Annotated in this window: 20 protein-coding genes; 15 read left to right on the top strand and 5 right to left on the bottom strand. The window is 58.9% G+C overall.

The features are described from left to right. Positions 1–51: 51 nt before the first annotated feature. From CTT34_RS17920 to CTT34_RS17910, 4 genes are all read left to right on the top strand, one after another. Positions 52–2,280, top strand: coding sequence for a type I restriction endonuclease subunit R (locus CTT34_RS17920; protein ID WP_254436428.1), 2,229 nt, complete (start codon positions 52–54; stop codon positions 2,278–2,280). Positions 2,281–2,355: 75 nt separating this feature from the next. Next, a complete protein-coding gene (locus tag CTT34_RS18535; RefSeq protein WP_254436427.1) occupies positions 2,356–3,090 on the top strand; it encodes a hypothetical protein in 735 nt (244 codons plus the stop codon). A gap of 27 nt (positions 3,091–3,117) precedes the next feature. After that, the gene (locus tag CTT34_RS17915) at positions 3,118–5,217 is read left to right on the top strand and encodes a GmrSD restriction endonuclease domain-containing protein (protein ID WP_159343618.1); all 2,100 of its coding nucleotides are present in this window, start codon (positions 3,118–3,120) and stop codon (positions 5,215–5,217) included. 160 nt (positions 5,218–5,377) lie between these two features. Continuing rightward, entirely contained in the window at positions 5,378–5,572 is a 195-nt protein-coding gene (locus CTT34_RS17910) for a hypothetical protein (protein WP_159343617.1), read from the top strand. Positions 5,573–5,754: 182 nt separating this feature from the next. Here CTT34_RS17910 and CTT34_RS17905 read toward each other — a convergent pair whose 3' ends face one another. Next, positions 5,755–6,234: an Lrp/AsnC family transcriptional regulator gene (locus CTT34_RS17905; RefSeq protein ID WP_159343616.1), complete on the bottom strand. Its 480-nt coding sequence runs from the start codon at positions 6,232–6,234 to the stop codon at positions 5,755–5,757. 147 nt (positions 6,235–6,381) lie between these two features. On the opposite strand from CTT34_RS17905, the gene CTT34_RS17900 reads away from it, so the two are divergent. The 3 genes from CTT34_RS17900 to CTT34_RS17890 all read left to right on the top strand — a co-directional run bounded on the left by CTT34_RS17900 (position 6,382) and on the right by CTT34_RS17890 (position 9,011). Beyond that, positions 6,382–7,422 carry a zinc-dependent alcohol dehydrogenase family protein gene (locus tag CTT34_RS17900; protein WP_159343615.1) on the top strand — a complete coding sequence of 347 codons (1,041 nt, stop codon included), beginning with the start codon at positions 6,382–6,384 and terminating at the stop codon, positions 7,420–7,422. A gap of 39 nt (positions 7,423–7,461) precedes the next feature. After that, entirely contained in the window at positions 7,462–8,037 is a 576-nt protein-coding gene (locus tag CTT34_RS17895; RefSeq protein WP_174788538.1) for a histidine phosphatase family protein, read from the top strand. Between the two features lie 98 nt (positions 8,038–8,135). Next, the gene (locus tag CTT34_RS17890) at positions 8,136–9,011 is read left to right on the top strand and encodes a pirin family protein (RefSeq protein WP_159343614.1); all 876 of its coding nucleotides are present in this window, start codon (positions 8,136–8,138) and stop codon (positions 9,009–9,011) included. A 27-nt stretch (positions 9,012–9,038) separates the two neighbouring features. Here CTT34_RS17890 and CTT34_RS17885 read toward each other — a convergent pair whose 3' ends face one another. Then, complete coding sequence (locus CTT34_RS17885; protein ID WP_159343613.1) at positions 9,039–9,650, bottom strand: DNA-3-methyladenine glycosylase family protein; 612 nt, start codon at positions 9,648–9,650, stop codon at positions 9,039–9,041. A 207-nt stretch (positions 9,651–9,857) separates the two neighbouring features. On the opposite strand from CTT34_RS17885, the gene CTT34_RS17880 reads away from it, so the two are divergent. Further along, on the top strand, positions 9,858–11,063 hold the full coding sequence (locus tag CTT34_RS17880; RefSeq protein WP_159343612.1) for an MFS transporter: 1,206 nt from the start codon (positions 9,858–9,860) through the stop codon (positions 11,061–11,063). 75 nt (positions 11,064–11,138) lie between these two features. Next, positions 11,139–11,390 carry a hypothetical protein gene (locus CTT34_RS17875; RefSeq protein ID WP_159343611.1) on the top strand — a complete coding sequence of 84 codons (252 nt, stop codon included), beginning with the start codon at positions 11,139–11,141 and terminating at the stop codon, positions 11,388–11,390. A 9-nt stretch (positions 11,391–11,399) separates the two neighbouring features. On the opposite strand, the gene CTT34_RS17870 is transcribed toward CTT34_RS17875, so the two are convergent. Beyond that, on the bottom strand, positions 11,400–12,095 hold the full coding sequence (locus tag CTT34_RS17870; protein WP_159343610.1) for an extensin-like domain-containing protein: 696 nt from the start codon (positions 12,093–12,095) through the stop codon (positions 11,400–11,402). 135 nt (positions 12,096–12,230) lie between these two features. Between CTT34_RS17870 and gmk the strand changes: the two genes are divergently transcribed. The 4 genes from gmk (at position 12,231) to CTT34_RS17850 (ending at position 15,856) form a co-directional block, all read left to right on the top strand. Next, positions 12,231–12,863: a guanylate kinase gene (gene gmk, locus CTT34_RS17865; RefSeq protein WP_159343609.1), complete on the top strand. Its 633-nt coding sequence runs from the start codon at positions 12,231–12,233 to the stop codon at positions 12,861–12,863. Between the two features lie 89 nt (positions 12,864–12,952). Next, positions 12,953–13,213: a DNA-directed RNA polymerase subunit omega gene (gene rpoZ / locus CTT34_RS17860; RefSeq protein ID WP_159343608.1), complete on the top strand. Its 261-nt coding sequence runs from the start codon at positions 12,953–12,955 to the stop codon at positions 13,211–13,213. A 26-nt stretch (positions 13,214–13,239) separates the two neighbouring features. Further along, positions 13,240–15,372 carry a RelA/SpoT family protein gene (locus CTT34_RS17855; RefSeq protein ID WP_159343607.1) on the top strand — a complete coding sequence of 711 codons (2,133 nt, stop codon included), beginning with the start codon at positions 13,240–13,242 and terminating at the stop codon, positions 15,370–15,372. A gap of 94 nt (positions 15,373–15,466) precedes the next feature. Then, on the top strand, positions 15,467–15,856 hold the full coding sequence (locus CTT34_RS17850; protein ID WP_159343606.1) for a RidA family protein: 390 nt from the start codon (positions 15,467–15,469) through the stop codon (positions 15,854–15,856). Between the two features lie 97 nt (positions 15,857–15,953). Here CTT34_RS17850 and CTT34_RS17845 read toward each other — a convergent pair whose 3' ends face one another. Continuing rightward, on the bottom strand, positions 15,954–16,835 hold the full coding sequence (locus CTT34_RS17845; protein WP_159343605.1) for an SDR family oxidoreductase: 882 nt from the start codon (positions 16,833–16,835) through the stop codon (positions 15,954–15,956). A 144-nt stretch (positions 16,836–16,979) separates the two neighbouring features. Here CTT34_RS17845 and CTT34_RS17840 point away from each other — a divergent pair, with 144 nt between their 5' ends. Both CTT34_RS17840 and recG read left to right on the top strand, forming a co-directional pair. Beyond that, positions 16,980–17,909 (top strand): hydrogen peroxide-inducible genes activator, encoded by a 930-nt coding sequence (locus tag CTT34_RS17840; RefSeq protein WP_159343604.1) that lies wholly within the window; start codon positions 16,980–16,982, stop codon positions 17,907–17,909. Next, positions 17,906–19,984, top strand: a complete 2,079-nt coding sequence (gene recG / locus CTT34_RS17835) for an ATP-dependent DNA helicase RecG (RefSeq protein ID WP_159343603.1) — start codon at positions 17,906–17,908, stop codon at positions 19,982–19,984. The genes CTT34_RS17840 and recG overlap by 4 nt, the downstream gene beginning before the upstream one ends. A 27-nt stretch (positions 19,985–20,011) precedes the next feature. Here the strand turns inward: recG and yccS are convergent, their stop codons facing one another. After that, on the bottom strand, positions 20,012–22,219 hold the full coding sequence (gene yccS / locus CTT34_RS17830) for a YccS family putative transporter (protein WP_159343602.1): 2,208 nt from the start codon (positions 22,217–22,219) through the stop codon (positions 20,012–20,014). Positions 22,220–22,375 lie beyond the last annotated feature (156 nt).

Raw genomic sequence — 22,375 nt, 5'->3', positions numbered from 1 at the left:
ACCAAGAGTAGTCGCTGAAACCCAGCCAAGTTTTAAAAAGGAACATAGGTTATGCACAAAGAAATCGACTTTGAGAACGCCATAGAGCAGGCGCTGATCACCCAGGGTGGCTACCAGAAGGGGGATCCCACCAGTTTCGATGCTGAAACCGCCTTGTTCCCGGCGGATGTCGTGAGTTTTGTGCAGAAGACACAACCCAAGATCTGGGAGCGGTTGAACAACCTGGACGCGAGCAAGGCCGAGAGCATGCTCCTGGATGCTTTAACCAAGGAACTGGCCGCAAAAGGTGCCCTGACCGTGCTGCGCGAGGGTTTCAAGTGCGTCGGCAAGTCGGTGAAGCTAGCTTATTTTGCTCCCAATACCAGTATTGATACCGGCGCGGCTGAACGCTACGCCGCGAACAGGCTGACCGTGGTTCGTCAGGTACATACCAAGACGGGCGCAATTCCTGACATGGTGCTGGCTGTGAATGGTCTCCCAGTTGCCACATTGGAGCTGAAAAATGCCATGTCGGCGACCGGGTGGACCGTTGAAAATGCCAAGTCCCAGTACCGCTTCGAACGGAACCCCAAAGACCCGCTGTTTGCCTTCAAGAATCGCTGCCTGGTGCATTTTGCAGTAGATACCGAGCAAGCGTTTATGACGACCCACCTGGAGGATAAGGATACCTTTTTCCTGCCGTTCAACCGGGGGTTTAATCACGGCGCTGGCAACCCGCCCATGGAAGGTGATGTTCGTACCGCCTACCTCTGGGAAGAGGTGCTGGAGCGGGACAGCCTGATGGATATCCTCGCCCGTTTTCTGCACCTTCAGGTCGAAGAGAAAACGGTCGTGACCGAAAAGGGAATCAAGCGCCACCGCAAGGAAACGCTGATTTTCCCCCGGTACCACCAACTTGATGCCGTAAGGTCTCTGACCCAGCACGCAAAAGCCAAGGGCTCCGGCCATAACTATCTCGTACAGCACTCTGCCGGTTCCGGTAAATCCAACTCCATTGCCTGGTTGGCCCATCGTTTGTCCAGTCTGCACGATGCCAACAACGAGAAAGTATTCCATTCTGTGGTGGTGATTACTGACCGCCGGGTACTCGACCAGCAATTGCAGAACACCATCTTCCAGTTCGAGCACAAGTTGGGCGTCGTCCAGAAGATCGATGAGAATACTCAGCAACTGGCCAAGGCGCTGGCTGACGGTGTGCCGATCATCATCTCTACTATCCAGAAATTCCCCTTCATCAGTCAGGCCATCCGCACGCTGGAGCAAAAAGGCAAAGGCATCTCAATTTCGACGGAAGGCAAACGCTTCGCAGTGATTGTGGATGAGGCTCACAGCTCGCAGAGTGGTGAAACCGCCATGGAGCTCCGCAAGATCCTGAACAAGGATGGCATCGAGTCAGCCATCGCTGAGCAGTTGCTGGACATGGAAGACGAGAGCCTTAGCGAAGAGGCCAAAAAGGAGCTCATCCGTGAGCAGCTCAAACGTGCCAAACAGCCTAACCTGAGCTTTTTTGCGTTCACCGCTACCCCCAAGTTCAAGACTATGGCCGTGTTCAACGAACCGGGACGAAACGGCGAAGCTCCGTTCCATCACTACAGTATGCGGCAGGCCATTGAAGAGGGTTTTATCCATGACGTGCTGGCCCACTACACCTGCTACAAGCGTTATTACAAGCTGATCCAGAAGGTGGAGGATGACCCTGAAGTACCGCGCCGCAAGGCAGCGCGTGCGTTGGCTCGTTTTGTTTCCTTCCACGACTATGAGATAGCGCAGAAGGTTGAGGTGATCGTTGAGCACTTTCGCACCCATACCCGCCACAAGATCGGTGGCCGGGCAAAGGCCATGGTAGTGACCAGCTCTCGTGAACATGCGGTGCGCTACAAGCTGGGCTTCGACAAGTACATCAAATCTAAAGGCTATACGGATGTGAAGTCCCTTGTAGCCTTCTCGGGAGAAATCGCTCTCAAGGAATATGCTGACAAGACATTTACCGAAGTCGGTATGAACGAGGGCATCAAAGAGTCTGAGCTACCGGATAAATTCAACACCGAGGAATACCAGGTGTTGCTGGTTGCTGAAAAATACCAAACCGGCTTTGACCAGCCACTACTTCACAGCATGTATGTGGATAAGAAGCTCTCAGGCATTCAGGCGGTGCAAACGCTGTCACGGCTTAACCGAACGGCCAGGGGCAAGACAGATACCTTTGTCCTGGACTTCGTGAATGAGCCGGATGAAATCTACAAGGCGTTCAAACCCTATTACGAGGTGACCACCAAGTAAGAGGATACCGACCCTCAGCAGCTCAATAACCTGGCCCACACACTGTCCACCTGGCAGATTTTCACGGAGGGTGAGGTGAGCGCGTGGTGCGAGATCTGGTTCCGCAACCGACTGAACCCGACGGGCGGCGAACACAAGAAGCTGAACAGTCTGATTGACTTGGCTGTCGAGCGTTTCAAGAAATTGAGCGAGGAAGACCAAGCCCTGTTCAAGGGGCAGTTGGTCAGCTTCCGTAACCTGTACGGCTTCGTTGCCCAGATTATTCCTTATCAGGACTCGGACCACGAGAAGCTATACACCTATTCCCGCTTCTTGCTCACCAAGCTGCCTTACACCGCTGATACGCGCACAGTGCAGGTTGATGACGAGGTAGAGCTGAAGTACTACCGGCTTCAGAAAATCAGTGAAGGCGCCATCGACCTGAAAGTAGGCGAGCCGGAAGCCCTCTATGGCCCGACCGAGGTCGGTACCGGCCAGGCAGAGGAAGAGGTGCAGTTATCGACACTGGTCGACAAGCTCAATGAGCGATTTGGTACAGAGTTTACCCCGGCGGACCAGCTGTTCTTCGATCAGGTGAAGGAAACCGCCGTTGCCAACGAACAGCTTCGTCAGGCCGTCATGGCTAACAGCCTGGAGAACTTCGAGCCAGTATTTAACAAGCAGCTTGAGAACTTGTTTGTAGAGCGCATGGACGGCAACGAGGACATCTTCATACGCCTGATGAACGACGAGTCCTTCCGCAATATCGCTTCTCAGTACCTGATGCGGGCTGTGTATAACCAGGTCAAAACCAGCGTTGAAACGCAGTAACAGAACAAAAAAGGGATAACGTCCGTTATGAAAGCTACAGAAGCCAAGTTGCTAGACTTCCTGAAGAAGTCGCCACAATTTGTCATTCCGATCTACCAGAGAACGTATTCCTGGTCTGAACAGCAATGTCGTCAACTGTGGGACGACATTATGCGAGCCGGTACCAACGATGGTATATCAGCACATTTCATTGGCTCGGTGGTCTACATCGAGAAGGGGCTTTATCAGGTGTCCAGTCAATCACCATTGCTGGTCATTGATGGGCAACAGCGACTGACTACCACCATGCTGATTCTTGAGGCTCTATCTCGACACCTTGGGGACACAGAACCTCTGGAGGGGTTTTCGGCTAAGAAGCTGCGCAATTACTACCTGCTTAACCCGTTGGAAGACGGTGAGCGAGCGTACAAACTGCTATTGACCCAGACGGACAAAGAGAGCCTGCTGGCGTTGGTCACGCAGAAGCCGTTACCTGATGACGGTTCTCTTCGAATCCAGGAAAACTTCGAGTTCTTCAACAGCCAAATTGAGCGGCTTAACGGGGAACTGGAAACCCTCTGCCGGGGCCTTTCAAAGCTCATCATCGTTGATATTGCGCTGAGCCGAGACCAGGATAACCCGCAACTCATTTTTGAGAGCATGAATTCCACAGGAAAAGCTTTGAGCCAGGCTGACCTGATCCGGAACTATGTGCTGATGGGACTGGAGCCGGAGCATCAGACTCGGCTCTATCGCAATCACTGGCGTCCGATGGAGGTGGAATTCGGGCAAGAAGGCTATGGCGTTTACTTTGACAGCTTCATGCGCCACTACCTCACGGTTAAAACCGGGGAAATTCCACGGTTAGACGAGGTATACGAGGCTTTCAAACAGCATTCACGTCGCGCCGAAGTTGCGAGTGCTGGTGTCGATTCATTGGTTGCTGAAATACATGCTTTCGCTCGGTATTTTTGTGCGATGGCATTGGGGAAAGAAACAGATAAACAGCTCGGATTGGCATTTAAGGACCTGCGGGAGCTAAAAGTCGACGTGGCATATCCGTTTCTGCTGGAACTTTACCATGATTACCAACAGGACAATCTGTCCCGAGATGACTTTCATAGCGCTATTCGGCTGATCGAGGCTTATGTGTTCCGTCGTGCCGTTTGTGCCATCCCCACAAACTCGCTGAACAAGACCTTTGCGACCTTTCACAAATCAATGCAGAAGAACCGTTACCTGGAGAGCATCAAGGCTCACCTGCTCGGTTTGAAGTCATACCGGCGTTTTCCGAATGACGAAGAGTTCAAAAGGGAACTGGCAGTACGCGATCTCTATAATTTCCGCAGTCGGAGTTACTGGTTACGCCGCCTGGAGAATTTCGAGCGCAAGGAACGGGTTCCGGTCGACGAATACACGATTGAACACATCATGCCGCAGAATGAGAATCTGTCTGCTAGATGGAAGGATGAGCTTGGTCCGGAATGGAAGCGTGTGCATGAAACCTGGCTGCATACGCTGGGTAACCTGACTCTTACGGGCTACAACTCAGAGTACAGCGACCGAGCTTTCATCGAGAAGCGCGATATGCAGGGCGGATTCAAACAAAGCCCTCTACGGCTCAACGAGGGCCTGGGAGCTGTAGAAGCATGGAATGAGGACTCAATTAAGAATCGGGCCGCCAAGCTGGCCCAGGAAGCGGTGCGGGTTTGGGCGGCTCCGGTATTGCCGGATGAGATCCTCGATACCTACCGCAACGTGGCCGTCAAACCAGAAGCCTACAACCTTGAGGATCACCCTCAACTAGCAAACGGGACCCCAATGCGCGCTCTATTTGAGCAGCTCCGAAAGGAAGTCCTGGCGCTCGACCCGAGCGTCACTGAAGAAGTCCTCAAGCTCTATATAGCGTTCAAAGCCGAGACGAACTTTGTCGATGTGGTCCCGCAAAAGACCCGTTTGCGACTGTCTCTGAATATGCCGTTTCACGAGTTGAGCGATCCGAAAGGGATAGCTCGTGACGTGACCAACCTCGGACGTTGGGGAAATGGCGATGTGGAAGTAGGGTTCAGTGAGGAGTCTGAGCTGGCCTATGTAATGGGCCTCATTCGACAGGCGTTCGAAAAGCAGATGGGCAGTGACGATAACTGAGTGAGAACCACAAGCCGATACAGCGCATCCTTCAACTAAAAGGTTGGCAGGTGCGCAAGCGGCCTCAAGGCTTTCGGCCTCGCGCCAAGAGCGTGTCGTCAGTTACCTCAAGGCAAGGTGAGCGTTATTACACTTTACTCCTCCTAAAGGAGTCTCGGTCATGACTCAGTTGACCCCTGATACCCAAGAGATGCTAGAAAGCTTACGCTTGGCTGTTGCGGAGACGCTAGAGCGCAAACGTCGCCTTGGTCACTATGCCGTGGTTTGGGAGAACGATAGGCCTGTCCTCATAGGTGATGATGCGCCTACTCAGCAGAGTGATGAGCAAAGTGGACAGGGGCAAGAGTCGCATTGATCCAAGCGATCACGGCAACGACCTACAGTCTGGTCAGGTGCGCAATAGCCCCTTGTTCTCACGCTATGCTTGCCTCTACCGCTTAATGGCCAGCTCTATGGTCTGGCTCTCGCACTGAGGTGCTTTTCACTGCCGGGAAGGTGCTGAGAAAGTCCACTATCTCTTGAACGTACTTGACTCATTTATAACCCCAACAACTCCTCAACCGGCAAATGACTGGTCGCTTTCATTTCCCTCAGCGAGAGGTTGGAGCGAATGCTCGATACCCCAGGCAGCTGGCGCAGCACCGTTTCGACGAAGTGGCTGTAGTCGTCTAGGTCTTTGGCGACCACTTGCAGCAGGAAGTCGGCCTCGCCGGTGGTGTTGTGGCAGCTCAGCACCCGAGAGCTTGATTGAATGATGCGCTCGAACTCTGCCGTCGCGGCTTCGCTGTGTTGGGTGCAGGTAATCTGCACGAAGGCCAGTACGCTGGCGCCGACTTTGCGTCGATTAAAGATGGCTTGATAGCCTTCGATTACCCCCAGTTCTTCCAGGCGTTTGTGTCGTCGCCAGCAGGTGGCTTCGCTCAGATGCAGCTGTTCGGCCAGTCGCGCGTTGGGCATTCTGCCATCAATCTGGAGTAACGCTGCTAACTTGGCGTCTTTTTTATCCAATGCGCTCATATTGCAAGTCTCTTTCTTATCAACGCTATAAAGAGAAAGAGTGCTTCACATTGGTCAGTGTTGTCCACGATATGGAAAGCTCATTTCAGGTCAGGCTCGCTATAGTAGCGTTAGCGAATCCGCAGCCTAGACGTTCAGGAGTGACCCATGAAAGCCGTCGTATTTGAGCAGTTCTCTACCCCGCCCACTATTCAGCAGGTGCCGGATCCGACTCCCGAACCTCACGGCGTCGTGGTCAAGGTGATGGCTAACGGCGTATGCCGCAGTGATTGGCACGGCTGGATGGGCCACGACCCCGATATCCGGCTTCCCCATGTGCCGGGCCATGAGCTCTCCGGTGTGGTGGAAGCGGTGGGCAAGGACGTGACGAAGTGGCGCGTTGGCGACCGAGTGACCGTGCCGTTCGTGGGCGGCTGCGGCACCTGCCCGGAGTGCCACACCGGCAATCATCAGGTGTGTGATGCTCAATTTCAGCCGGGGTTTACCCACTGGGGCTCGTTTGCCGAGTATGTGGGCATTCACTACGCCGATGTGAATCTGGTCGCCCTGCCGGATACCCTGACGTTCGATACCGCCGCCAGCCTGGGCTGTCGGTTCGTGACCTCTTTTCGTGCGGTGGTAGACCAGGGCCGCGTGTCGGCGGGCCAGTGGGTGGCGGTGCACGGCTGCGGCGGTGTGGGGCTGTCGGCCATCATGATTGCCAGCGCAGCCGGCGCCAACGTGGTGGCGGTGGATATTTCCGAGCAGGCGCTGGCTTTGGCGCGCCAGCTGGGGGCGGTGGCCACGGTGAACGCCAACCAGGTGGCCGACGTGGTGGAGGCGGTGGTCGAGATCACCCAAGGCGGCGCGCACGTCTCGCTGGACGCGCTGGGCCACCCCACCACCTGCTTCAACTCCATCAGCAATTTGCGCAAGCGCGGCAAGCATGTTCAGGTCGGGCTGATGCTGGCGGACCACAGCACGCCCGCCGTGCCGATGAGCAAGGTGATCGCCAACGAGCTGGAAATTTTGGGCAGCCATGGCATGCAGGCGCATCTCTACGGTGCCATGCTGGCGATGATCCAGTCAGGCAAGCTGGCGCCTGAAAAATTGATTGGCCGCCGTATCACGCTGGAAGAGTCCGTGCAGGCGTTGGTCAACATGGGCAAGTTCGAAGGCGCGGGGGTCACCGTGGTGACGAAATTCTGATAAAAGAGGGGAAGACTGTTCTCACCAGAGGGCTTGCCCGTGTTCAACCTGCGTTTCTTCACTCTGTGCATGCTCTCAGGCCTGCTTAGCCTCTTACCCCTCACCACCTACGCCAACACCGCCACTTGGCAAGCGCTCCAAGAGGGCGGTTTGGTCATCCTCATGCGCCACTCCTTGGCCCCCGGCATTGGTGACCCGCCGGGGTTTGTATTGGAAGACTGCGATACCCAGCGCAACCTGTCCAGCGAAGGGCGTGCCCATGCGGCGGCAGCGGGGCAGGCGCTGCGGGAGCGGGGCGTGGCGATTGATACGGTGTACAGCTCCCAGTGGTGCCGGGCGTTGGAAACCGCTGAGCTGATGGCGCTGGGGGCGGTGGTGCCAGCGCCGTGGCTGAATTCGTTCTTTCGCGGGCGTGGGGATCAGGTGGCCATTACCCAAGCGGCTCGTGAGCGTATGGCGGGGTGGCAGGGGCCGGGGAATATGCTGCTGGTGACGCATCAAGTAAATATCACGGCGCTGACCGGTGGGGGCGTTAGCTCCGGGGAAATGGTGGTCGTGCGCCCGCAAGAGGAGGGTTTCACGGTGGTGGGGCGGCTGAGCGTTCCCAGCCGTTAAGGCTTTCTATTCATTTCCTTCAATGAACCGGGGCAAATTATTCGCTCCTCATCCGTCAGTTGAGGTTTTACGCTGGGCGTATTGATAAGGAGAGCATTATGTCATCAGCCAATACTCCATCCGTTCGCCGCGTGGTCGCTCAGCATCCTGCCCATCGGGATGATATCGGTGATTTGGTCACCCGCCGGCCGCTGCCGGGGCCGGGGTTAGATCAGCTCGATCCGTTTCTGTTTTTGAATCATCACGGCCCGCAGGTTTACCCGGCCAACAACCGTGGGCTGCCCTTTGGGCCGCACCCGCACCGTGGGTTTGAAACGGTGACGTTTATTTTAGAAGGCTCGCTGGCCCATGCCGACAGCGCCAAGCACCAGAGCGTGATTCACGCAGGCGGTGTGCAATGGATGACCGCCGGTAGCGGCATCGTCCATGCGGAAATTTCGCCGGAGGCGTTTCTGCGCGAGGGCGGCCCGCTGGAAATCTTGCAGCTGTGGGTCAACCTGCCGTCACGGCTGAAGATGAGCGAGCCGCGCTATGTGGGCTTGCAGCAAGAGGGTATCCCCGCTGTTCAACTGGCAGGCGGCGGTACGCTCAACCTGATTGCCGGGGAGTGGCAGGGGCAAGCAGGCCCGATTGAATCGCTGACGGGCGTGTTCATGTCGACGCTAGCGCTGCCTGGGGGCGCGCGTGAGCAGCTACCCGTGGCTCCTGGCCGGCAGGTGTTCCTGTACGTAGTGAGTGGCGACGTGACGGTGGGTGGCGAGCCTGCCAAGGCGCACCATTTGATCGAAGTCGACCGTGACGGTGAAAGCCTGAGCATTGAAGCAGCGAGCGATGCGCGCCTGCTGTTTGGCCATGGCGACGTCATCGACGAGCCGGTGTATTCTCACGGCCCCTTCGTGATGACTAACCGCGATGAGATCGTCCAGGCGGTGGAGGATTACCAGAACGGTAAATTTGGCGGGCTTACGCTTTAAAGACCGCTAATGCTCTAAACGCCCGCGCTACACCGGCTCGCCGCGATAGTAGTGCCATAAAAACAGCGACCCCACGCTGCGCCAGGGCGACCAGTGCTCCACCATCTGGCGCGCCTGCTTCGGCGTGGGTTTGGCCTCCATGCCCTTCAAGCGGCCTAGCGCTACCCTTAAGGCGAGGTCGTCGGCGGGGAAAATATCGGGCCGCTGGAGCGAGAACATCAGATAGATCTCCGCGCTCCAGCGGCCAAACCCGCGCAGTTGAGTGATCGCGGCAATGGCCTCGTCATCGCTGAGATGCGCTAAGCCATCGGCGCTAAACGTGCCCGCCAGCTCTGCCTCGGCCAGTCCTTTGGCATACTCGATTTTACGCCACGATAGCCCCGCATCGCGTAGCGCCTGACCTTCCACCTCCATCACCGCCTTGGCATGTAGCTCCGGCAGCAGCGTATTCACCCGGCCCATGATCGCCCGGGCGGCTTCGGTGGATATCTGCTGGCTGACGATGGTCGAGAAGAAGGTCGCAAAGCCTGGATCGCGCTGGCGCGGGTTGGGCGCGCCGACTAAGGGGTACGCGCGGGCAATGTCGGGGTCGGCATTGGCCAGTGCCTGCATGGCGTGCTCGATGGTGTTGGAGGTCATAACCGGCCCTCTTAATGAAAAGATAATCGTCACATCCTAGCAGTTGCCTCTTGGTTGCTGCCGCGTCAGTGTCCACGGGTTACCCCTTTGCACGCTAACTTTTTTAACGTCATATATTCCTACTTTCGTCTAATCCTGCCATCATTTGACGCAATCTAAGACCGTTTTGATAAGCAGGCGTTTTATCCAGCGCCTGGGGAGAGAGGTATGCAAGAGTCGTCATCGGGGCTGGCGCGTAACCCGCGATTGGCAGAGTTTGTACTGGCGCTGGGCGGGTTCGGCATTGGTACCAGCGAGTTCGTGATCATGGGACTGATGAACCGCGTGGCGGAGGATTTAGCCGTAACGGTGCCGCAAGTGGGCTATGCAATCAGTAGCTACGCCCTGGGCGTGGTCGTGGGCGCGCCGTTGATTTCCGCGCTGGCCGCGCGGGTGCCTAAACGGGCGCTGCTGATTGCGCTGATGCTGGTGTTTGCCGTGGGCAACATTGCCAGCGCCATGGCACCGGGGTTCTGGTCGTTTGTGGGCCTGCGTTTTATCGCCGGTCTGCCCCATGGTGCTTACTTTGGCGTGGCGGCGCTGGTCGCAGCCGGAGCGGTACCGGTCGACCAGCGGGCGCGGGCCATCGCCAGGGTCATGCTGGGCCTGACAGTGGCTATTTTGATTGGTGCTCCGCTGGGTACCTGGGCAGGCAATCTATTGGGCTGGCAAATTGCGTTTGCGGCGGTTGGAGGCATTGCACTGCTGACGGCGCTGTTAATCCGTGTGTGGGTGCCGGTACAGCCCTTCGATGCCCATGCCAGCCCGTTGAGAGAGCTCTCGGCGCTGGTGAAACAGCGCGTGTTGGTCACCGTTGCCATTGCCTGTATCGGCTGCGGCGGTATGTTTTCGATCTTCAGCTACGTGATGCCGACGCTGACCCAGCAGGCGGGCATGAGCGAGGCGCTAGGGCCGCTGGTGCTGGTGATTTTTGGTCTGGGCTCCATCGCCGGTAACTTGGTGGGCGGGCGCATGGCGGACAAAAACCTGATGCGGGCCATTCCTACCATTTTGGTGTGGTGCGCGGTGGTGCAGGGGCTGTTCTACTTTGCTGCGAACGAGGTGTGGTCCGGGCTGCTATTTGTAGGCTTGGTGGGCACCAGCATGGCGCTTGCGCCGTCGCTGCAAACCCGCCTGATGGACGTGGCCGAAGACGCCCAAACCATGGCGGCCTCCATGAATCATGCGGCCTTTAACGGGGCGAACGCGCTGGGGGCGTGGCTGGCGGGCTTGGCGATTAGCGCTGGGTTCAGCTGGTCGAGCACCGGGCTGGTAGGCTCGGGGCTTGCGCTATGCGGCCTAGTGATTTTCGCTTGGGGGCGGTGGCTGGAAAAACGCACCTACCCCGCCAAACCTGCCGTCGCGCGGGGCTAGCAAAAAGCATAAGCAGTGGCGAAATGCGCGTATCGTTCCTAGGGTATATAGGTGCAACCCATAAGGAGGTGACCTATGCATAACCCAGTAATGAAGACATCGCGTGTTGTGACGTTAAGTGCCATGGCCGCACTGATCATCGCGTTAGCGGGCTGCGGTTCGACCACGGGTGAGCGGGCGACCAGCGGTGCCGGAGTGGGGGCCGCCGTTGGCGCAGGCGCCGCTGCCGTCACGGGCGGCAGCGTCACTCAAGGCGCCGTGATTGGTGGTGGCGTGGGTGCTGCCACGGGAGCGGCCACCGATGAAGAGGACATCAACCTCGAATAACCCAACGCACTAGCGGCACAGCCTGAAGCCGCGCATGCCTAAATGAAAATGGTCGGCATGCGCGGCGTTGTACTCGGGCCCCAGTACGTTGCCAAAGGTATCACACGCGCCATCTCGCGCTGCGCGTAAAAACTTCCCCGCGTTACCCGCGTCATCCCAGTCGTTAATCAGCGATATTTGCCGGCCATCCTCGAACTGAAACCCCACCACATCCAGCGCGTCGGCGGTGGCGTGCTCGCTGCGTCGGCCGGTGTCTCGGCCATAGACGTTGCGGCAGGCAAAGCTACCCACGTGGTTCACCTGGACGACCCGGCTACCCATAATCGCCTGCGCTGCAGGCTGCAGTGCATGGCGTTCATACATCACCCAGGCCAATGCCAGCGGGCAGGAGGCCACGAAACTCTGGTTAAAGCGCACGCTGCTGCTCTGCATGCGCACGACATTGGTGAGCGGGCAGCTGGCAGTAGGCGTGTAATCGGCCAACGGCGTGTAGCGCAGCTCGTCTTCGGGCACGGTATCCAGCGCTGCTAGGCAGGCGGCGCGGTCATCGTTCAAGCGTTTGAGCTTCAGTTGGGTGACGGGCGTGATGGGGTCATCCACGTATAGCGGCGCCCAGGGCGTCCAGTGGCGGGGAATGTCGATGATGCCTTTCTGCAGCGCGACCCCCAGCGCAATCAGGCCTAAAATGAACAGTGTGCTGCGCATGCTGACCTCCTTGTGGCCGTATCGAAACGCTACAGTCCCTGCTATGGGTGTGCGATACTGCGCTCCCCATAATGTCGGCGGTGGCCGGCCTGCGTGATGACGAACGACCATTTTGACTAACTAGGGAAGCGCTTCATGTCCCAGGGTACGCTGTTTATTGTTTCTGCCCCGTCGGGCGCGGGTAAAACCAGCCTCGTCCGCGAGCTGATCGAAAGCCTGGATGGCATTCAGGTGTCGGTGTCGCACACCACGCGCGCCAAGCGCGACGGTGAGGTCGATGGCGTGAATTACCACTTTACCCAAGCGCATGATTTCGAGGCGATGATCGCCCGTGGCGACTTCTTTGAGTATGCCAAGGTCTTCGACAATTACTATGGCACTTCGCGCGAGGCGGTCCAAACGCTGCTGGACGCCGGGCAGGACGTCATTTTAGAAATCGACTGGCAAGGCGCGCAGCAGGTGCGCGAACAGATGCCCTCTGCGGTGTCGATCTTCATCTTGCCACCGTCGCGCAGCGAATTGGAGCGCCGCCTGTCGAGCCGGGGCACCGACGAGCACGCGGTCATTGCCCGGCGCATGCGCGATGCGGTCAGTGAGATGTCCCATTACGACGAGTATGACTATCTGGTGATCAACGACGACTTCACCACGGCGCTGCAGGAACTCCAGTCGCTGGTCATTAGCCGCCGTCTCACGCGTGTTGCCATGCAAGAACGCCACGCACCCTTGCTCGATGCACTCTTGTCACAGGCGCCTAGCGTCGAGTAATCTATCAGGTCCTATCACCACTCTTTTCGCTGGGTCGGCGGCGTTATCCAACAACGCCGGCCCGGCGTCGTTATTACAGGAAGGCCCCCATGGCTCGCGTAACCGTTGAAGATTGTCTGGAAAATGTAGAAAACCGCTTCAAACTGGTGATGATTTCCACCCAGCGTGCTCGCCAGCTGGCTCGCGGCTCCCGCGATGCGCTGCTGCCCTGGGAAAACGACAAGCCCACCGTCATGGCGCTGCGCGAAATTGCGGCGGGCCTGGTGGACCACACCGTTCTGGACGAGCCGGTCGAAGCGCCCGTGCGTGCGCGTCCTGCCATGACGCCTAGCGCTCACATCGACGATTAAGCTAGCACCGATTAGGGGCGCGGTACATGTTCACCATTGATGACCTGGCCGACCGACTCGGCGGCTACTTACCCCCGGACGAGATCCAGCAGGTCAAGCGCGCCTTCTACTACGCAGAGCAGGCCCACGACGGCCAGCGCCGCCGCTCTGGCGAGCCCTACGTCACGCATCCGCTCGCGGTCGCCAATATTCTCGCCAACATGCACATGGACCATCAGAGCCTGATGGCCGCCATGCTGCACGATGTGATCGAGGATACCGGCGTCTCCAAAAAGGCCCTGGCGGCGCAGTTCGGCAAGCCCGTCGCCGAGCTGGTGGATGGCGTCTCCAAACTGACCCAAATCACTTTTGAAGATAAAGCCGTCGCCCAGGCGGAGAACTTTCAGAAGATGGTGCTGGCGATGTCGCGGGATATCCGCGTCATCATCGTCAAGTTGGCGGACCGTCTGCACAACATGCGCACCTTGGGAGCGCTGCGTCCGGATAAAAAACGCCGCATTGCCCGGGAAACCCTGGAAATCTACGCGCGCATTGCCGGTCGGCTGGGGATCAACACCATCCGCGTCGAGCTGGAAGACCTCTCGTTTCAAGCGATTCACCCCATGCGGGCCGAGCGCATCAAGCGCGCCGTGGCCAGTGCGCGGGGCAACCGCCGTGGCGCCATGCGGGAAATCCAGTCATCGCTGCAGCAGAGCCTCGACGACGAAGGACTGAAAGGCACGGTGATTGGTCGCCAGAAGCACCTGCTCTCCATCTACAAGAAGATGCGCGACCAGCGTAAGCCCTTTATCGAAATCATGGATGTCTTTGGTTTTCGGATCATCACCGAAGACGTGGCGAGCTGTTATCGCATTCTCGGCGTGGTGCACAACCTCTATAAGCCGGTGCCGGGGCGTTTCAAAGACTACATCGCGATCCCCAAAGCGAACGGCTATCAAAGCCTGCACACCACGCTGTTTGGTCAGCGAGGCATGCCCATCGAGGTGCAAATCCGCACCCGTGAGATGGAAGCTATGGCCAACAACGGCATTGCCGCCCACTGGCTCTACAAAGCCGGGCAGACGGCGCACCCGATTGCCGAAGGCAGCCACGCCCGCGCTCGCGCTTGGGTAAAGGGCCTGTTGGAGATGCAGCGCCACGCCGGGGATTCGCTGGAGTTCATCGAACACGTCAAGAACGACCTTTTCCCCGACGATATCTACGTGTTTACGCCTAAAGGCGACATCATGGAGCTGCCCCAGGGCGCCACGGTGATCGATTTCGCTTACAGCGTGCATACCGATATCGGCAATAACTGCATTGCCTGCCGAATCGACCGCCACCTTGCGCCACTCTCGACGCGCTTAGAAAGTGGTCAGACGCTGGAGATTATCACCGCCCCCGGCGCGCGGCCCAACTTGGCGTGGCTGAACTTCGTGACCACCGCCAAGGCGCGCTCTGCCATTCGCCATGCGCTGAAGCATCAGCAGCAGGCGGAAGCGGTGATGCTCGGGCGGCGGCTGCTCAATAAAGCCCTGGCGCCCTTCGAAACGAGTCTGGAAGAGCTGGACGAGAGCATCTTCGAGCAGGCGTTCAAAGAGTTGGATGTAGCGTCGCTAGACGCTTTGCTCGAGTCGCTGGGGTTAGGCAATCGCATGGCGCACGTAGTGGCGCGCCGTTTGGTGGATGTCGCCCATGGCGACAGCTTTGATAAGACGCTTTCCGACAACGGCGACAAGGCCGTGGTCATCAGCGGTAGTGAAGGGATGGTGATCAACTTCGCTCGCTGCTGTCACCCCTTGCCCGGCGACCCGGTGGTAGGACATCTGTCGGTCGGTAAAGGGCTGGTGGTACACCGTAGCGAGTGCAAAAACCTCGCCGAGCGCAAAAACGACCCCGAAAAGCTGTTTGCTCTGGAGTGGTCCGAGCATATCGACGAAGACTTCCCGGTGGCGCTGCGTATTGAGATCGAAAGCCGTCGCGGCCTCGTAGCCGAGCTGGCGGGACTGGTGACCGATGCCGATGCCAACATCGAGCGCATTGGGATCGAAGAGCGCGATGCGCGCCTGTCCACCGTCAATCTCACGCTGGCAGTCAAAGGGCGTGTTCACCTCGCACGCATCATCAAACGCATCCGCAACCTGCCCAACGTTGGCAAGATTACCCGCACCGCTAACTAAACGCCCCTGTGCCTACCGCTGGCGATGCACGCCAGTCTGCGTAGGCCATGGCGATAATAATCAACGTTTCATTCCTACAGGAGCATGACACCCTATGAGCAATAAAGCGGTTATCAACACAGAAAAAGCCCCTGCCGCCATCGGCCCGTACTCCCAGGCCATCAAAGCCGGCAACACGGTTTACCTGTCGGGCCAGATTCCGCTCGACCCGGACACCATGGAGATCGTCTCCGACGATTTCGAAGCTCAGGCGCGTCAGGTGTTCACCAACCTGCAAGCCGTGTGTGAAGAAGCCGCAGGCTCGTTGGGCGATATCGTCAAACTCAACCTCTACCTAGTCGATCTGGACAACTTTGCGATCGTGAACAAGGTGATGGAAGAGTTCTTTGCCATGCCGTTCCCCGCTCGCGCGGCAGTGGGTGTTAAAGCGCTGCCTAAAGGCAGCCAGGTAGAAGCCGAAGCCGTGATGGTGATTGGCGACTAATCGCCACGCTTACGCTAGGCGCGGCGTTGAATCGCTGCATAAAAGAAGAGCGAGCTGTGATCAGCTCGCTCTTTGCGTTTGGATACCGCTAGGGTAACTAGGCTTTTTGCAGCTCTAGAAATCCACCCTCTTTCAATACCTGGGCGTACCCCTCTTTATAGGTGGGGTAGCGGAATTGATAGCCGGTTTCGAGAATGCGGCGGTTGTCACAACGCTTGCTGGCGCGACGGCGCAGCGGCGACTGCATGGTATCGGTCGACTCCACCTTCAATTGCTTGGCCAGCCATGCCATCACGTTATGCATGGTGACCGGCTCGCAGTCGCTGCCCAGGTAGAGGTCGGCCAGCGGTGAGCCGTTTTCCTGGCAGCGAATCAGGTGCGCCAGAATGCCGGTGCAGTCGTCGCGGTGAATGCGGTTGGAGTAGATCACGGGCGTCACGGCAGCGATGCGGCCCTCGGCCACTTGGTGAATCAAACGATCACGCCCCGGGCCATAGATGCCAGAGAAACGCACGACGGTGCCGGGGAGCGGATGATTCAGCAGGGCCTGCTCAGCTTCGCACATCAGGTTGCCGGAGAAGCTGGTGGATTCCGTGGGGCTCTCTTCGTTGACGACTTCGCCCTCTTGCTGGCCATAGACACTCGTAGAGGAGACGAAGAAGATGCGCCGCGGCGGCGTGTCGTGCTGTTCCAGAACGCTGAGCACACGCTTGAGACCGTCTGGATAGGCGCTTTGGTAAGCACTCTCTTCAAAGCGGTCTGCGCTGACGGTGTAAATCACGTAGTCGGCTTGGGGTAGGGCGTTGGCATCGGCCCCGTCCAGGCTGTTGAGATCGAGGGCTAATGGCTCGATGCCGGTAGACTCCAACGCCTTGGCTTGGCGGCGCACACCAATCACCCGATGCCCCTCGTCCAGCAGCTCTTGTCCAAGCGTGACGCCGATGTCTCCACAGCCGATAATCAGTACCGTTAGCTTCACCTTGCTCACCCCTCTTGATAAATATTCCCTATCAGATACAAAGTCCCTATGAGATGTGCCATCTTCAATAGGGCTTGTCTGTCCTTTTCCGTCTCGCTAACACGATGACTCGAGCTGCAACGAGAGGATGCCACTGGCACCGCTATGACTTTAACAGAACTTCGCTACATCGTAACCCTTGCCCAAGAGCGTCACTTTGGCCGCGCCGCCGAGCGCTGCCATGTTTCCCAACCGACGCTCTCGGTCGCCGTGAAAAAGCTCGAAGACGAGCTGGAGATCCCGCTGTTCGAACGCTCCAAATCCACCGTGCAAGTCACCCCCTTGGGTGAAAAAATCGTCGCTCAGGCGCAGCGCGTGTTGGAGCAGAGTGGGCTGATCTACGAGCTGGCCAGCGCTGGCAAAGACCAGCTCGCCAACCCGCTGCGCATTGGCGCGATTTACACCATTGGGCCTTATCTGTTCCCCCACTTGGTACCGGCACTGGCGAGTGCTGCGCCGCAAATGCCGCTCTACATCGAAGAGGGCATGACCGGTACGCTGCGGGCCAAGCTGCGCAGCGGCGAGCTGGACGTGATCATCGTCGCGCTACCGTTTACCGAAACCGATGTGGTCACCAAACCGATCTACGACGAACATTTCGAGGTGTTGATGCCCGCCAGCCATCCGTGGGTGGCGCGGGAGGCGATTCATAAAGAAGATCTATTGGAAGAGCGGCTGCTGCTGCTGGGCGAGGGCCACTGCTTCCGCGATCAAATTCTCGAAGCCTGCCCGGCAATTACCCAGAAGCTCAACAGCCCCAACAACACGCTGATTGCCGAAGGCGGCTCGCTCGAGACGATTCGCCACATGGTGGCCTCCAAGCTGGGAATCACCGTGTTGCCGCAATCGGCGCTCGGCACCGACCAGTACGAGAACGCCATGCTGGTCAGCCGCCCGTTCGTCGAGCCGGCACCTTCACGCACGGTGGCCATTGCTTGGCGAGCCAGTTTTCCGCGTCCCAAGGCCATCGATGCGTTGGCCAAAGCGATCAGCCAGTGCCAGCAGCCGGTGCATAAGGTGAATCGCGCCTCATGAGTGAGCTGTCCGCACCGGTGACGGCGCTGAAGGGCGTAGGCGAAGCGCTGGCCATCAAGCTGGCCCGGCTGGGGGTCGAGCGTGTCAGTGACCTGCTGTTTCACCTGCCGCTGCGTTACCAAGACCGTACGCGGCTCACCCCCATTGGTCTGCTGCGGGCAGGCCATGAAGCCGTGGTCGAGGGGGAAGTGACGGCCAGCGATATCGTTAAAGGCCGTCGGCGCAGCCTGCTGATTCGCCTGCGCGACGGTAGCGGAATTTTAAGCCTGCGCTTTTTTCACTTCTCGCCCGCTCAACAGCAGCAGCTTCGCCCTGGCGTGACCGTTCGGGCGTTTGGCGAAGCGCGGGCAGGCGCCACGGGGCTAGAGATCTATCACCCAGAGTATCGGCTTAGCGGCGGTAGCGAAACGCCGGTCGAGGAGTACTACACGCCTATTTACCCGACTACCGAGGGGCTTCACCAAACCCGTCTGCGAGCGCTGACCCAGCAGGCGCTGCGCCTGTTAGAGCAAGCGCCCGAAGCGCTGCCCGATGTGATTCCCGATGCGCTGCGCCAGCGCTTCCAGCTGCCGGGGCTACACGCCAGCTTGCAGTTACTGCACCAGCCGCCGCCGGATGTGGATTTAGAGCAGCTTGCCCACGGCCTTCACCCCGCTACGCGGCGGCTCGCCTTGGAAGAGCTGCTGGCCCATCAGCTTAGCCTGCGAGAAGTGCGCTTACGTATTCAAGCTGACGGCGCGCCAGAGCTGCCCTCCGGGCGCAGCCTGCAAACGCGCTTCTTAGCGCAACTGCCGTTTGCGCTTACCGGCGCCCAGCGTCGGGTGCTGGAAGAGATCGCCCTCGATCTGGCTCGCCCCGCGCCCATGCTGCGGCTGGTGCAGGGGGATGTGGGCTCCGGCAAAACCGTGGTGGCCGCCATGGCGGCACTCTCGGCGCTGGCGGGCAACTGCCAAGCGGCGATGATGGCACCGACGGAAATCCTCGCTGAGCAGCACTACCGCGCATTTAAGGCCTGGTTCGAGCCGCTGGGCATCGAAGTCGCGTGGTTGGCAGGCAAGCTGAAGGGCAAAGCCAGGCTGGATGCCAAAGCGGCCATTGCCGATGGGCGGGCGCGTATGGTGGTAGGTACCCACGCGCTGTTTCAAGACGACGTGCACTTCCAGTGCCTGGGGCTGGCGATTATCGATGAGCAGCACCGCTTTGGGGTTCACCAGCGCCTTGCCCTGCGGGAAAAGGGCGAAGCGGGTGGGTTAACCCCCCATCAGCTGATCATGACCGCCACGCCGATTCCCCGCACGCTGGCCATGAGCGCCTACGCGGATCTGGATGTGTCGGTGATTGATGAACTGCCGCCAGGGCGCACACCGGTGAAAACCGTGGTGGTCTCTGACGAGCGCCGCCCGGAAGTGGTCGAGCGGATTCGTAATGCCTGCAGCGACGGCCGCCAAGCGTATTGGGTGTGCACGCTGATCGAGGAGTCTGAGGCGCTGCAGTGTCAGGCCGCCGAGGTGACGCGCGACGAGCTGACCCAGGCGCTGCCGGAATTGGCCATTGGGCTGATTCATGGGCGTATGAAAGCCGCAGAAAAGGCCGAGGTGATGGATGCCTTCAAAACCGGCGAGCTGGATCTCCTGGTGGCCACTACGGTGATTGAGGTGGGCGTAGATGTGCCCAACGCCAGCCTGATCATCATCGAAAACCCGGAGCGCTTGGGGCTTTCCCAACTTCACCAGCTGCGCGGTCGGGTAGGGCGCGGCAGCACCGAAAGCTTCTGCGTGCTGCTTTACCATCCGCCGCTCTCCAAAAGCTCCCGGGAACGGCTCGGCGTGATGCGGGAAACCACCGATGGCTTCCGCATTGCCGAAAAAGACCTGGAGATTCGAGGCCCTGGCGAAGTGCTGGGCACGCGCCAAACCGGCCTCGCCCAAATGAAGATCGCGGATTTAGAGCGCGATGCCGACCAGCTAGAGCGGGTGACCGCCCTGGCCCAGGCGTTGCAGGGCAACGCCGAGGTGACGGCCGTGTTGGTGCGCCGCTGGCTGGGTGAAGCGGCAGGCCGCTACGGGCAGGTGTAGCGGCAGGGCGTGGGTATGCGCGCGGTGCTAAGCCGCTGCGTTAGGTTCGTGGAGCTTTTCGGCGCTTGGGCTTGTCAAGCGGTTGGCGGCGTCGCTTAGCGGGCCAAGCTGACTGGCAATCAGGCGCAGCTGGCTTTGGATGGGCCGATAGAGCGTGACGGCGTTCTCTTCCGCTGCGCCGCTTTGCTCCTCTAACTGACTCAGCAGCTCGTTGGCAGGCTCGCTCAGCGGCTCCACAGGCAGGCGTTTATCCAACTGTTCGGCCAATTGCTCTAACAGGGCGCTGATCCGCTTGGCCTGAGGCACGAAGGCGGCATCGTCCTCATCTTCGGCCAGCCGGTGGCGGTGGGCACCCAGCGCGGAGAGGTGGCTTAACAGCGTGTTGGAGAGCACCAAAAAGCGCAGCCCGTTATCGGCATCCTGCTTCCGGTAGTGCCCCGGCTCATGGAGCATGTTGGTGAGCAGCGTCGAGAGCGCCGCATCCGCGTTATGGGCGTTACGCCGTGCTAAGCGGTAGGCCAGATCATCCTGCTTGCCCTCTTCATACTGGTGAACGATCTCGTCCAAATAGCGGCGGTGATTGGTCAGCACCTTGGCCGCTTCCCGGTACAGGCGGCGGCCTTGCCAGTCCGGCAGAATGAAGAACACCGCCAGCCCCGCAATCAGCGAGCCAATTAACGTATCGAATAGCCGCGGCCAGATCAGGTCGAAGCCATCGCCCACTTGGTTAAAGCTGCACAGTACCAGCAGGGTGATCGACGCGGTAGCGATCACGTAGTGCTTTTCCCGGTTGGCAAAGAACGACACACCCGCTGCTACGGCAATCATGCTCTGGATGAGAGGCTGGGGGAACAGGCTGATAGACGCCCAGCCTGCAATCAGCCCAAGCACCGTGCCCAGAATCCGCTGGGAGAGAAAGCGCCGGGTGGTGGCGAAGTTAGGGCGGCACACAAACAGCGTGGTGAGCAAAATCCAAAAGCCCTGCTGCGGGTCGATCCACTGTAACAGCCCGTAGCCCACCACCAGTGCCGTGGTTAAACGCACCGCGTGGCGAAAGGTGGGCGAGCCCAGCGTAAAGTTCAGCCGCACCCGTTTCCAGGCTTCCAGCAGGCTCGAAGGAGAGCGGTCATAAAGCGCGCTGTCCCGACGCTCGCTGCCGGTGTCCGGGTTGTGGGCGCTGGCAATCTGCGCCTCGAGCGTGGTGAGGTTGTCTGCTAACGCATTCAATGGGCGCATGAGAGGCCGCCACTCCGGCTTGCCGCGCTCGCTGAGGTTATCAATCGAAGCGCGCAGGTCAGCCAACGCCTGCTCGCTCTGCTCGTGGCTGAAGGGGCGGTTGAGCAGCAGCGACTTGGCTAGCTGGCGGCAGGCACGGCCCTGCTGGTCCAGCAGCCGCTGGCAGCGAAATAGCACGTCGTGGTGAAAAAAGGCTTCAGTAAGCGCGCTGTAGGGGTAGTGGGTGGAGCTAGCCCGCTCATGGATATCTTGAGCGATAAAGTAAATCTGCAGATAGCGGTTGAGCTTACGGCTGCCGCGCTGGCCTTCTAGGCGGCGAAAGATCATCTCTTTTGCCTGATTGAGCGCATCCACCACCTTGCCGTTCTGGCGGGCGAGCGCCACGCGGCGGGCCTCTACATCGACGCCCCGTACCGGCTCGAACAGCGCCGATTTTAAAATCAAAAACTCGCCCAGAGCTTTATACACCCGCGCCATGCTCTGTTTCACCGGCTGGCGGGAGAACAGCGCGCACCACACCACCGAAATCGCTCCGTACCAGGCGGCACCGGCCAACAGCAGCAGCTGGCGGGAGGCGACGTCCTCATCCACACCGCCGTGCTGTTCAATATTGATCATGGAGTAGATCGAAAGAATCAGCGTGCCGGAGGCAATCGTCGCGTAACGCTGGCCAATCGCCCCCAGCATAATCAGCGTGAAGGTGGAGACCGCCAAGCCCACCGCAAACAGCCACGGCCACGGAAACAGCCACTGCACCACGAACGACGCCGAGGCAAAGCAGAGCAGCGTCACCACCAAGGCCTGCAAACGCCCCTGCCAGCTATCGTCGGTCTCTGATAAGGCGCTGGCGATGATGCCTAGAAACAGCGGAATGACCAGCGCTACATCCCCCGCCAGCCCACTAAACAGCAGCGCTCCGCTGAAGGCGATGAACACCCGCAGGCTGTAGGCGAACTTATCCAGTGTCCAAAGGCGGCGCAGAGAAAGGGTTAGGGGCATAGAGGCTCGTGTGAAGTTGCTGTTATTAGACTTTAGTATAAATAGTGTGGCGTCACGTGGCTACGGTACTCGCCTATGAGACGTTAAACGCCGTCTTGTACGATGTTTGTAAAAATCTGTTATAAGGAAAACTCTGCCTGCACACAATAGGATAGC

The organism is Halomonas meridiana, from assembly GCF_009846525.1.
Taxonomy (GTDB): Bacteria; Pseudomonadota; Gammaproteobacteria; order Pseudomonadales; family Halomonadaceae; genus Vreelandella.
The sequence above is the reverse complement of the archived record's forward strand: the minus strand, read 5'-3'. Positions and strand labels throughout refer to the sequence as shown.